Consider the following 11,952-nt stretch of genomic DNA (forward strand, 5'->3'; position numbering starts at 1 on the left):
ATTGTAGGAAGCCGGCGCCGCCCGCGGTGGCGGGCGCACAATAACGGGCTTTGCGCCATGGTGGGGCCCTCCGCATGGCCGCGTTTTATAGGCCAAAAGTGCCTTTGGCGCTTATCCAATAAGCGCTGACAGCTATCAAAAAGAGAGTCCACCGGTTTGTCCCCCGCGCATTTCGTCCTGCACGACGTCTTTGGCTACGAGCAGTTCCGTGGCCCGCAGCAGGCCATCATCGACCACGTGATCGCCGGCGGCGACGCGCTGGTGCTCATGCCCACGGGCGGCGGCAAGAGCCTGTGCTACCAGGTGCCTGCCATCGTGCGCCAGCGGCAGGGCCAGGGCGTGACCATCGTGGTGTCGCCGCTGATCGCGCTGATGCACGACCAGGTGGGCGCGCTGCACGAGGCGGGCGTGGAGGCAGCCTTCCTCAACTCCACGCTGGACTGGCAGCAGACGCAGGACGTGGAGCGGCGCCTGGCGCGCGGCGAGATCACGCTGCTGTACGCCGCGCCCGAGCGCGTGACCACCGACCGCTTTCTCACGCTGCTGGACGGTCTGCATGCGCGCGGGCAACTGGGGCTGTTCGCCATCGACGAGGCGCACTGCGTGAGCCAGTGGGGCCACGACTTCCGGCCCGAGTACCGCCAGCTCGCGGTGCTGCACGAGCGCTATGCGGGCGTGCCGCGCATCGCCCTCACGGCCACGGCCGACGCGGTCACGCGCGAGGACATCGTGCAGGGCCTGCGGCTGCAGCAGGCGCGGCAGTTCGTCAGCAGCTTCGACCGGCCCAACATCCGCTACCGCATCGAGGAAAAGAAGGAGCCGCTCACGCAGCTCATGCGCTTCATCGACCGCGAGCACCTGGGCGAGGCCGGCGTGGTCTATTGCCAGTCCCGCAAGCGCGTGGAGGAACTGGCCCAGGCGCTGTGCGATGCGGGCCTGACGGCGCTGCCCTACCACGCGGGCCTGCCCGCCGAGGTGCGCCAGCAGAACCAGGACCGCTTCCTGCGCGAGGACGGCATCGTGATGGTGGCCACCATCGCCTTCGGCATGGGCATCGACAAGCCCGACGTGCGCTTTGTCGCCCATGTGGACATGCCCAAGAACATTGAGGGCTACTACCAGGAGACGGGCCGCGCGGGCCGCGACGGTCTGCCCGCCGACGCCTGGATGGCCTACGGCCTGCAGGACGTGGTGAACCAGCGCCGCATGATCGACGAGAGCCCCGCGGGCGAAGAGTTCAAGGCCGTGATGCGCGGCAAGCTGGATGCGCTGCTGGCCCTGGCCGAGGCCACGGACTGCCGGCGCGTGCGGCTGCTGGGCTACTTCGGCGAGGCGTCCGAACCCTGCGGCAATTGCGACAACTGCCTGAATCCGCCGGCCGTGTGGGACGGCACGGATGCCGCGCGCAAGCTCCTGTCCACCATCTACCGCGTGCACGAGGCCAGCGGCCTGACCTTCGGCACGGGCCACATCATGGACATCCTGCGCGGCAAGGCCACGGACAAGGTCCAGCAGTTCGGCCATGAAAAACTCTCCACCTTCGGCCTGGGCGCACAGTATTCCGAAGCGCAGCTGCGCGGCGTGCTGCGCCAGTTGCTGGCCGCCGGCGCCGTGGGGCTGCACAAGGTCACGACCGAGGGCGGCCACAGCTTTGACACGCTGGCGCTGACCGAGGGTTCGCGTCCCGTGCTGCGTGGCGAGCAGAGCGTGCTGCTGCGCGAGGCCACGGCCGCAGCCGGGCCCAAGAAGCCGCGCCGCGGCAGCGCCCCGCCGGTGGCAGCGGCCAACCTGGGACAGGATGCCCAGGTGCGTTTCATCAACCTTAAGGCCTGGCGCGCCGAGGTGGCGCGCGAGCACAACCTGCCGGCCTACGTGATCTTCCACGACGCCACGCTGGCCGCCATTGCCGAGCGCAACCCGTCCACGCTAGAGGATCTGCAGGGCATCAGCGGCATGGGTGCGAAAAAGCTGGAGGCGTACGGCGCCGAAGTGCTGCGGGTGTGCGGCGCCGGGGCCGCGGCCGGCTGATCAGGCGCACCGCAGGCTGGTGGGCAGCGGCCACTGCGTGGGCGGCGCCGTCCGGGCCCAGGGCACGCTGGCGGGCGTGCTGCATTCCTGCAGCACCCATTGGCGCACGCCTTGTGCGGCCAGGTCTTCGGCCAGCGCCTGCAGGGCCGCCGTGTCGAACAGTCCCGCGTGCCAGGTGGTGCGGCACTCGTAGTCCACGCCGCTGGCCTGCACGCAGCGCAGCGACTCCCAGGCGCGGTCGCCACTGCCCGGCGTGCGGGTGATGGCGTCGTAATGTGCCGGCGGCCCCTTGATGTCCAGGCCCACCCAGTCCAGCAGCGGCAACAGGGCCTGCAGCCGCTCGGGGTACATGCCGGCCGTGTGCAGGCCGGTGGCAAAGCCCAGGGCGCGTACGCGCGCGAGGGCGTCGGGCAGGGCGGCCTGCAGCGTGGGCTCGCCGCCCGAGAACACCACGCCGTCCAGCAGGCCGCGGCGCGTGTGCAGCAGTTGCTCCACTTCGCTCCAGCGGTGCGGCGCGGGTGCGGCCGCGTCCAGCAGCCCGGCGTTGTGGCAATAGCCGCAGCGCCAGGGGCAGCCCTGGCAGAACACCACGGCGGCCAGCCTGCCGGGAAAGTCGATGGTGGTCAGCGGTGTCAACCCGCCAATGCGCAGGCGGGGAGTGGATACAGACGGCTCGCTCACGGTGTCTATGGCTCACGGCCTATGCCGAGACGCAACCCAAGCCAGGGCCACCGCGCAAGGGCCGCCCCGCCGCGCTGGTGGCGTCCCCCTTCCCGCCTCGCGCAGCGAGGCGAGAGAAGGGGGAAGGCGCGCAGCGCCACAGGGGGTTGCTCATTTCTCGTTGAAGAACTGGCGTTCGTTGTGTTCGCCCTGCTTGCCGGTGTTGAAGCTGGCTACGGGGCGGTGGTAGCCCATGACGCGCGTCCAGACCTCGCAGGGCTGGCGCTCGGCGTCGGTCAGCTGCATGGCGGTGGCCAGGGCGGTGTTCTCGGTGGCGGAAAAGTGGGTCATGACAAACTCCTTGGTTGGTGGTGGAAGAACTTCAAAAACAATAGCTGTTGGCGCTTGTTGCATAAGCGCTAGAGGCTGATTTCATTCAAATCACGCCGCCAGCCGCGCGCGCTTGGCGGCCAGGCGCTCCTCGTCGCAGCGCGGGCAGAACTTGTGCTCGCCGGCCAGGTAGCCGTGCGTGGGGCAGATGGAGAAGGTGGGCGTGACGGTGATGTAGGGCAGGCGGAAGTGGGTGAGCGCCCGTTTCACCAGCTCGCGGCAGGCCGCGCCGCTGGAGATGCGCTCGCCCATGTACAGGTGCAGCACCGTGCCGCCGGTGTACTTGCCCTGCAGCGCCTCTTGCCGCTGCAGCGCCTCGAACGGGTCGTCGGTGAAGCCCACGGGCAGCTGCGACGAGTTGGTGTAGTACGGCTGCGCCTCGGTGCCGGCTTGCAGGATGGCGGGCCAGCGCTTCTTGTCTTCTTTGGCAAAGCGGTAGGTGGTGCCTTCGGCGGGCGTGGCCTCCAGGTTGTAGAGGTGGCCGGTTTCTTCCTGGAACTGCACGATGCGCGCGCGCACATGGTCCAGCAGGCGCAGGGCGAACTGGTGACCCCAGTCGCTGGTGATGTCGTGCGCGCCGCCGGTGAAGTTGCGCACCATCTCGTTGATGCCGTTCACGCCCAGCGTGCTGAAGTGGTTGCGCAGCGTGCCCAGGTAGCGCTTGGTGTACGGGAACAGGCCCTGGTCCATCAGGCGCTGGATGAGCTTGCGCTTGACCTCCAGGCTCTGCTTGCCCAGTTCCAGCAGGCGGTCCAGCGCCGCCAGCAGGGCCGCCTCGTCGCCCGCGTGCAGATAGCCCAGGCGTGCGCAGTTGACGGTGACCACGCCCAGGCTGCCGGTCTGCTCGGCGCTGCCGAACAGGCCGTTGCCGCGCTTGAGCAGCTCGCGCAGGTCGAGCTGCAGCCGGCAGCACATGGAGCGCACCATGTTGGGCGACAGCTCGGAATTGATGAAGTTCTGGAAGTACGGCAGGCCGTACTTGGCCGTCATGTCGAACAGGGCGACGGCGTTCTCACTCTCCCACGGAAAATCGGGCGTGATGTTGTAGGTGGGGATGGGGAAGGTGAACACGCGGCCCTTGGCATCGCCCGTGGTCATCACGTCGATGTAGGCGCGGTTGATGACGTCCATCTCGGCCTGCAGCTCGCCGTAGCAAAACGGCATCTCCACGCCGCCGATCACCGGCACCTGCTCGCGCAGATCCTCGGGGCAGGTCCAGTCGAAGGTGAGGTTGGTGAACGGCGTCTGTGTGCCCCAGCGCGAGGGCACGTTGAGGTTGTAGACCAGCTCCTGGATGCACTGGCGCACGGCGGCGTAGTCCATGCCGTCCTTGCGCACGAAGGGCGCCATGTAGGTGTCGAAGGACGAAAACGCCTGCGCACCCGCCCACTCGTTCTGCAGCGTGCCGAGGAAGTTGACGATCTGCCCCACGGCGGAGCTCATGTGCTTCGGGGGCCCCGCCTCCACCTTGCCCGGCACGCCGTTCAGCCCCTCGTGCAGCAGCGTGCGCAGCGACCAGCCCGCGCAGTAGCCGCTGAGCATGTCGAGGTCGTGGATGTGGATGTCGCCATTGCGGTGCGCCTCGCCGATCTCGGGTGCGTAGACGTGCGAGAGCCAGTAGTTCGCCGTCACCTTGCCTGCCACGTTCAGGATCAGCCCGCCCAGCGAGTAGCCCTGGTTGGCGTTGGCGTTCACACGCCAATCGGCGCGCGTGAGGTACTCGTTGATGGAGCTTTCCACATGCACCAGCGTCTGCCGGTCGGCGCGCAGGGTGGCGTGGCGCTGGCGGTAGGCCATGTAGGCGCGCGCGGTCTGCAGATGGTTGGCGGCGATCAGCGTCTGCTCCACCACGTCCTGGATCTGCTCGATGGCCGGTGCCTCGCCATGGAAGCGGTGGATCAGCACCTTGGTGGCCTGCGCCGTGAGCAGACGGGCCTCGTCCTCGCCGAACTCGCCCGTGGCCTGGCCGGCCCGTGCGATGGCCGACTGGATGCGCACAGCATCGAAAGGTGTGCGCTCGCCGTTGCGTTGGATGACGTCGCGCGGCAGGCTGGCGACGATCGGAGATGGTGGTGTCATGGCAACCCTTCAAACACTACATATAGTGTTCACAATACCTATCAAACACTATAGGTAGTTTGATCAGGCACAAACCGCAGGGCAGAAAAGGGCCTGTGCAGAGGGGGGCTGCGGTGCGCGGCTTGTGGCCCGCGCGCCACGGGGTGGGGCCGCAGCAGGCCCGCGCCCGAGAGGCTGGGCGGGGGATCGGGGCGCCGTGGAGGGTTTGACGCCTTTTGGCCTTCTGGCGCTGGAGGGATAAGCGCTGGAAGCTATTAAAACAGTAGCAACCGGGTTGCGTGCGGCGCGACGCGTGTCAGGCCAACTCGACGCCAGCCTGCGCATTGCGCACAAAGGCCTCGAACGCGGCGGGCTCCAGCGGCCGGCTGTACCAGTAGCCTTGCATTTCGTCGCAGCCGCAGGCCTGCAGCAACGCGGCCTGCTCGGCCGTCTCCACGCCTTCGGCAATGGTGGCCATGCGCAGGCTGTGGGCCATCTTGATGATGGCCGTCACGATGGCCTGGTCGCTGGCCTGGTGGGCGAGTTTGCGCACGAAGGACTGGTCGATCTTGAGCTTGTCGATGGCGTAGCGCTTGAGGTAGCTCATGGAGGAATAGCCCGTGCCGAAGTCGTCCAGCGCCACGCGAAAGCCCACCTCATGCAGGCGGCGGATGGTGGTCTCGGCCTGTTCGGGGTTTTTCAGCGCGACGGCCTCGGTCAACTCCACCTCGATGCGCTGGGGCGAAATGTCCATGCGCTGCAGGATGCGCACCAGCTCCTCGACGAAGTGCGGCCGCGCGAACTGCGCAGCCGATACGTTCACCGCCACCACCAGCGGCGGCAGGCCCGCGGCATCCCAGGCGCGCAACTGCTGCGCCACCTGCTCCACCACCCAGAAATCGATGGCCACGATGGAGCCACTTTGCTCGGCGATCGGGATGAACTCGGCCGGAGACACCAGCCCCCAGCGCGGATGGCGCCAGCGCAGCAGGGCCTCGGCGCCTGCCAGTGCGCCGCTGCCCAGCGTGCGCTGGGGCTGGAACACCAGGAACAGCTCGCCGCGGTGCGCCGCGTCCTTGAGGCCAGCGGCCAGCTCCAGCGAACGCTGCGTGTGCGCCTGCATCTCGGGTGCGAAGAAGCGCAGCCCGTTGCGCCCGTCCTGCTTGACGCGGTACATCGCCACTTCCGCGGCGGACGCCAAGGTGCTGGCGGTGCGCGCGTCGTCGGGGTAGACGGCGATGCCGGCCGACGCGCTGACGGATACGGCATGGCCTTGGATCTGCAGTGTGGTCTGCAGCTGCGCCAGCGCATCCTGCGCCAGCAGCGCCACCGCCGCCTGGTCCGCCAGGGGCACGATGGCCGTGAACGCGTCGCCCGAATAGCGCGCCACGGGAATGTGCGGCGCCAGGCAGGCGCGCAGCCGGTTGCCCATCTCCAACAGCAACTCGTCACCGGCCGCGTGGCCCAGGGTTTCGTTCACCAGCTTGAAGTTGTCCAGGTCGAACCACAGCACCGACACCCGTTCGTGGCTGGCGTCGGCGCGGTCGATGGCTTGCGTCAACTGTTCGTCGAAGGCTTTCTTGTTGAGCAGGCCGGTCAGCGTGTCGTAGTTGGAGAGGGCGCGGATGCGCTCCTCCGCCTCGCGCCGCTGCGTGATGTCCTCCATGTGCGCGACGTAATGCGTCACTTCGCCGAACACGTCGCGAACGGGGTAAAGCGAGGCGTTTTCCGTATAGACCTGCCCGTTCTTGCGGCGGTTGATGAGTTCGCCCTGCCAGGGCAGGCCGCGCGGCAGCTTGGTCCACATATCGGCATAGGTGGTCCGCGGCGTCAGTCCCGACTGCAGCACGCGCGGGTTGCGGCCCAGCACCTCTTGTGCGCCGTAGCCGCTGACTTCGCTGAAGGCCTTGTTGACGTAGACGATGCTGGCGTCGATGTCGGTGATGACCACCGGACTGGGGCTCTGGTCCAGCGCCTCCGACAGGCGGTGGATGACGGCCTCCTGGCGGCGCTGGGCCGTGTGCTTCCAGAGGGCGTCGGCCACGGTCTGCAGCGCCTGTGCGTCGCGTGGGTGATAGTCCCGCGCCTTGCCGGCCACGCCCAGCAGCAGGCGCGGCCTGCCGCCTTCCACTACGGGCACGCAAGCCCAGCGGGCCGTCGCGCCGCCCGGTGCGCGCCCAGCCGCCGCATCGTGCGGCGCGTTCGTCACCACGGCGCGGCGTTCGCGCAGGGCGGTTTCCCACGGCGGCATGTCGGGCGGGGCGTTTTCGTGCGAGCAGGCGGCCAGCGAGGTGCCGCGGGCGTCGTCGTGCACGAAGTACAGCACGGCCAGCGCGCTGCCGGTCAGGGTCTGGGCATGCGCCAGGCCGCGGCGCAGCAGGTCTGCCTCGGGCTGGTGGATGTCGTGCTGCTGCAGGTCCAGCAGGACGGCGTTCAGGCCGGCCTCGGAGCGAATGCGCTCCTCGTTCTCCACGGTGGGCGTGATGTCGCGCGACAGCATCAGGAAGGTGTCGGGCTGGCCCGCGACCGCGGATTTGCGGGAGACGGACAGCTCGAAATGCCGCTCGCCCAGGGGCAGCGGCAACGTGATGCGCTGGCCGCGGCTCATGCCCGTGCGTTCAGCCTCCGCCAGTGCCTCGAAACACTGCGCGGCCGCCGCCGGCGGCAGCGCCTCGTCCAGCGTTTTTCCCAGCAACTGGGGCAGCGGGGTCAGGAGCTTGCTGGTCTCGTTGGCGTGCACCGCGAGGTATACCCCCTTGCGGTCCACCTCGAACAGCAGGTCGGGCAGCGTGTTCAGCGTGGCCCGCTGCCGGGCCTCGGCGGCGCGCAGGTCCAGGTACGGGATCTGCACCGTTTCCACGAACAGGCCGCGGTACAGGAAGCCATAGGCCAGGATCTTGTAGAAGTGGCCGGCGACGTTGTACACATCGGTCACGTTGGCGTAGAGCGTGAAGAAGATCTCGCTCATGGCCATGGTGAACGATGCCAGCGCCAGGTGCGACAGACCGAACTCGCGCGCATGGCGCAGTTGCGTGAGGAAGCCCACCCCCGCCAGCACGTACGCGGTTGCCAGCGCGTATTCGAAACGGACCTTGAAGGGCGTGAGCCCTGCCTCGGGCGTGAAGGTGCGGGGCAGCCACTGCGGATGCCCCAGCAGCACGTAGTGCACCGCGCCCACCAGCAGCGCCACCCACAACAGCCCCGCGTAGCGCGAGCGGCGGCCCAGCCATTCATTCCAGCGGTGGGGCCATAACGCGGCCCACAGCAGGGCCAGCGCCGCCAGCGCGCGCGCGGCCAGCCAGAAGTTGATGGCCTTTTCCGGGTCGCTGGGGGTCACGAAGTCCGGCATGCCGGCGTAGGACAGGCTGTGGGTCAGGTCCAGCACCGCCACGCCCAGCAGCCCCAGGCCGAGGACCAGCACCCGCCCATTGGGCCGGTACTTTTGCGTGGCCCAACTGATGCTGAACACCATTGCCGCCACGCCGATGGACACGACCTCCATCGCGGTGTGCAGCGGCAAGTAGCCCGCCATGCCGTGCGCGGCATCCGGCGCGGGCAGGGTCTCCAACAGCCACAGGCTGACCAGCAGCACGGCGAACCAGATGAGGGACTGGCGGAACTCCTGGCGGTGGGCGGGGTGCATCATGTGCGGCGTGGTGGTGGTCGATGCCAGGGGCGCGTGGACGCGGACCCCTGCAAATGTAGGCAGACGTTACATCACGGCAGTGATTGTGCGGGCGATCGCCCCACAAAAACGACAAGCCCGCCGGCAGCCGCGGAGGGGCCCGCGCGACGCAAAAAAAGCCGGCACAAGGCCGGCTGAAAAGCAAGGTGCCCCTAAGGCCTTGCCGATGGAAACGTTTTCGAGCTGCAGCGCTCTACAGGTAAGCGCTTACAGCTATGAAAAATAGAGTGGGCCTTAATGCGCCAGGGCCTCCTCGGCCTCGATGCGCGGGTAGAAGTCGCGGTTTTCCCGCTGCATGCGTTCGTACACATGGCGCAGCACGGTGTTGGCATCTGCACGGAAACCCTCGGCGTCGGTGCGCACGCGCTCCGGCGTGTTCCAGCGCCGTGCGAAGTCCATGTACGCCGCGGCAATCGCCCCCATCTCGCGCTGGAACTGTTCGCCCAGGCGTGCCAGTTCCGCGTCGGCGCCCTGGCGCAGCGCGGGGTACAGCAGGCGGTCCTCGACGGCCAGGTGCAGCTTGATGGTGGAACTCATGGCCACGATGCCCTGCGCAATCGCCGTCGCGTTGTGCTCCACGCCGCTGTGTGCCAGCTGGCGCAGGGTGGCGATCTGGCCCAGGATGTCCCGGTGCTCGTGCTTGAAGCGGTCGATGTTCATGGCGGTTCTTCAAAAGGTCCGAGGGCGGGACCGGGCGCGCCGCGCGGGGCGGCGCACCCGGTATCCGCGGTGCGTCAGCGGTTGGCGCCTGCCAGGGCTCCGGTGCTCGGGGCGGCCGGGGCGCGGGGGGCGAACAGCACGCCGCTCACCACCTGCCAGGTCACGCACAGGGCGCCGGTGATGAACACCAGGTCACCGAAGGTGCGCACCCAGCGCAGGGTCTCCAGGAACGGCTGCTGCAGGAACTCCTCGCTGCGCGCGTACCACAGGCCGTGGGTCACGCTGGCGTGGAACTGGAACAGGCCGATCGGCAGCAGGCTGGTGGAAATCATCAGCACCAGGCCGGCGTTGAGCCACCAGAAGCCTGTCTTCATCAGGCGTTCGTTGAACTGCATCTGCGGACGCACGTAGCGCAGGATCAGCAGCGTGAAGCCCAGGGCCAGGAAGCCATAGACCCCGAACAGTGCGGCGTGGGCATGCACCGGCGTAGTGTTCAGGCCCTGGATGTAGTACAGCGAGATCGGCGGGTTGATCATGAAGCCGAAGACGCCGGCGCCCAGCATGTTCCAGAAGGCCACGGCGACGAAGCACATCAGCGGCCAGCGCAGCTTGGCCATCCATGGGGCCTTGTGCTGCAGGCTCCAGTGTTCCCAGGCCTCATGGCCCAGCACCACCAGCGGCACCACTTCCAGCGCGCTGAAGGAGGCACCCACGGCCATCACCGGAGTGGTGGTGCCCGAGAAGTACAGGTGGTGGAAGGTGCCGGGCACGCCGCCCAGCATGAAGAGGGACGCTGAGGCCAGGCTGGCGGCCGTGGCCATGCGGTAGGACACCAGGCCCAGGGTCGAGAAGATGAAGGCCAGTGCCGTGGTGGCGAACACTTCAAAGAAGCCTTCCACCCACAGGTGCACCACCCACCAGCGCCAGTACTCCATCACCGAGATGTGCGTGCGCTCGCCGTAGAACAGGCCGGTACCGTAGAACAGGCCGATACACACCACCGAGCAGGTCAGGAGCGCCAGCAGGTTCTTGTCCTGGCCGTTGGGAGCCAGCAGCACGGGGAAGATGGCGCGCGCCATCAGCACCAGCCAGAAGGCGATGCCGGCGAACTTGGCCGTTTGCCAGAGGCGGCCCAGTTCCACGTACTCATAGCCCTGGTGGCCCAGCCAGAAGCTCCACTCCTGGGGCATGACATGGGCGATGGCCAGGTAGTTGCCGACGAAGGAGCCCACGCAGACCACGACCAGCGCCCAGAACAGCACGTCCACGCCGAGCTTCTGGTACTTGGGGTCCTTGCCGCCGTTGATCACCGGGGCCAGGAACAGGCCGGCGGCCAGGAAGCCCGTGGCGATCCAGAACAGCGCGGCCTGGATGTGCCAGGTGCGCGTGAGCGCGTAGGGGAACCACTGCGAGAGGTCGATGCCGTAGAAGGTCTGGCCTTCGAGCGTGTAGTGCGCGGTGAAGCCGCCGATGAACACCTGGAACACGAACAGCGCCACGACCAGGAACAGGTACTTGCCCAGGGCGCGCTGCGAGGGCGTCAGGGCCACGCGCGTGAGCGGGTCATGGGCCGGAGGAACGGGGTCCTGCTCGTCATGCTTGCGCAGGAACGCCCAGCCCCACACCAGGAAACCCACGCCGGCCATCATGATGACCACGCTCATGACCGACCAGACCATGTTCTCGCCCGTGGGCTGGTTGCCGATCAGGGGCTCGTGCGGCCAGTTGTTGGTGTAGGTGGCGCCGTTGCCGCCGCCCAGGTCGGCGGAGCGCTCGGTGGAGGCGGCCCAGGAGGTCCAGAAGAAGAAGCCGGCCATCTGCGCGCGGCGCTCGGCGCTGGGCAGGGTGTTCTCCTTCATGGCGTAGCTCTCGCGCGTCTTCTGCAACGAGGGGTCGTTGCTGAACAGCTTGTCGTAGTACTGGGCGGTCATGGCGATGGCCTCGGCGCGCAGCGGCGAGATCACCATCGTGTCCTTGGCCTTGTCGTAGGTGTTGGTGCGGTACTCGGTCTTGAGCCGGTCACGCAGCACTGCCTGTTGGCCCACGTCCAGATCGGCAAACGCCTTGCCATGGTCCTTCTGCGCGGCCAGTTCGAGCCAGGCTGTCAGCTCGCGGTGCAGCCAGTCGGCCGTCCAGTCGGGCGCCTGGTAGGCACCGTGGCCCAGGATGGAGCCGAGCTGCATGCCGCCCACCGACTGCCAGGCGGTCTGGCCGTCGAGGATGCCGTCCTTGGTGTAGAGCGGCTTGTCGCTGCCCTGCACCAGCACCTGCCCCGGGATCGGCGGCGCGGTGCGGTAGACCTCTGCGCCGTAGAAGCCCAGCAGGCTGAAGGTGACAATCAACACGCCTATCAGCGTGTACCAATACTTGGCGTACTTACCCATGTTGGGCCTCCGTCATTGTGTTTATCAAGCGGTGCAGCGGGGCGAAGGGTGGGGGGACTTTCCTTGCGCCCTCGCAAGGGTGCGCGG

The 11,952-nt window shown here is 67.8% G+C and carries 7 protein-coding genes; 1 reads left to right on the forward strand and 6 read right to left on the reverse strand.

The genetic code is table 11. The features are described from left to right. Nucleotides 1–156: 156 nt before the first annotated feature. The gene (recQ, locus tag OX89_RS07465) at nucleotides 157–2,028 is read left to right on the forward strand and encodes a DNA helicase RecQ (protein WP_047350131.1); all 1,872 of its coding nucleotides are present in this window, start codon (nucleotides 157–159) and stop codon (nucleotides 2,026–2,028) included. Here the strand turns inward: recQ and OX89_RS07470 are convergent, their stop codons facing one another. From OX89_RS07470 to OX89_RS07495, 6 genes are all read right to left on the reverse strand, one after another. Further along, entirely contained in the window at nucleotides 2,029–2,709 is a 681-nt protein-coding gene (locus OX89_RS07470) for an anaerobic ribonucleoside-triphosphate reductase activating protein (RefSeq protein WP_047350132.1), read from the reverse strand. 150 nt (nucleotides 2,710–2,859) lie between these two features. Further along, nucleotides 2,860–3,039, reverse strand: a complete 180-nt coding sequence (gene nrdD, locus OX89_RS07475; protein ID WP_047350133.1) for an anaerobic ribonucleoside-triphosphate reductase — start codon at nucleotides 3,037–3,039, stop codon at nucleotides 2,860–2,862. A 90-nt stretch (nucleotides 3,040–3,129) separates the two neighbouring features. Beyond that, a complete protein-coding gene (locus OX89_RS07480; protein WP_047350134.1) occupies nucleotides 3,130–5,157 on the reverse strand; it encodes a ribonucleoside triphosphate reductase in 2,028 nt (675 codons plus the stop codon). A 295-nt stretch (nucleotides 5,158–5,452) separates the two neighbouring features. Further along, on the reverse strand, nucleotides 5,453–8,782 hold the full coding sequence (locus OX89_RS07485; RefSeq protein ID WP_047350135.1) for an EAL domain-containing protein: 3,330 nt from the start codon (nucleotides 8,780–8,782) through the stop codon (nucleotides 5,453–5,455). A gap of 273 nt (nucleotides 8,783–9,055) precedes the next feature. After that, complete coding sequence (locus OX89_RS07490; protein ID WP_047350136.1) at nucleotides 9,056–9,481, reverse strand: hemerythrin domain-containing protein; 426 nt, start codon at nucleotides 9,479–9,481, stop codon at nucleotides 9,056–9,058. Between the two features lie 74 nt (nucleotides 9,482–9,555). Further along, nucleotides 9,556–11,865, reverse strand: coding sequence for a nitric-oxide reductase large subunit (locus tag OX89_RS07495; protein WP_047350137.1), 2,310 nt, complete (start codon nucleotides 11,863–11,865; stop codon nucleotides 9,556–9,558). Between the last annotated feature and the right edge of the window lie 87 nt (nucleotides 11,866–11,952).

It is taken from the genome of Diaphorobacter sp. J5-51, from assembly GCF_001023515.1.
GTDB lineage: Bacteria > Pseudomonadota > Gammaproteobacteria > Burkholderiales > Burkholderiaceae_C > Diaphorobacter > Diaphorobacter nitroreducens.

Bases quoted from the DNA above. Each gene is read 5' to 3' on its own strand.
- nrdD (WP_047350133.1), bottom strand. From the start codon at position 3,039: ATGACCCACTTTTCCGCCACCGAGAACACCGCCCTGGCCACCGCCATG.
- OX89_RS07480 (WP_047350134.1), bottom strand. From the start codon at position 5,157: ATGACACCACCATCTCCGATCGTCGCCAGCCTGCCGCGCGACGTCATC.
- OX89_RS07485 (WP_047350135.1), bottom strand. From the start codon at position 8,782: ATGATGCACCCCGCCCACCGCCAGGAGTTCCGCCAGTCCCTCATCTGG.
- OX89_RS07490 (WP_047350136.1), bottom strand. From the start codon at position 9,481: ATGAACATCGACCGCTTCAAGCACGAGCACCGGGACATCCTGGGCCAG.
- OX89_RS07495 (WP_047350137.1), bottom strand. From the start codon at position 11,865: ATGGGTAAGTACGCCAAGTATTGGTACACGCTGATAGGCGTGTTGATT.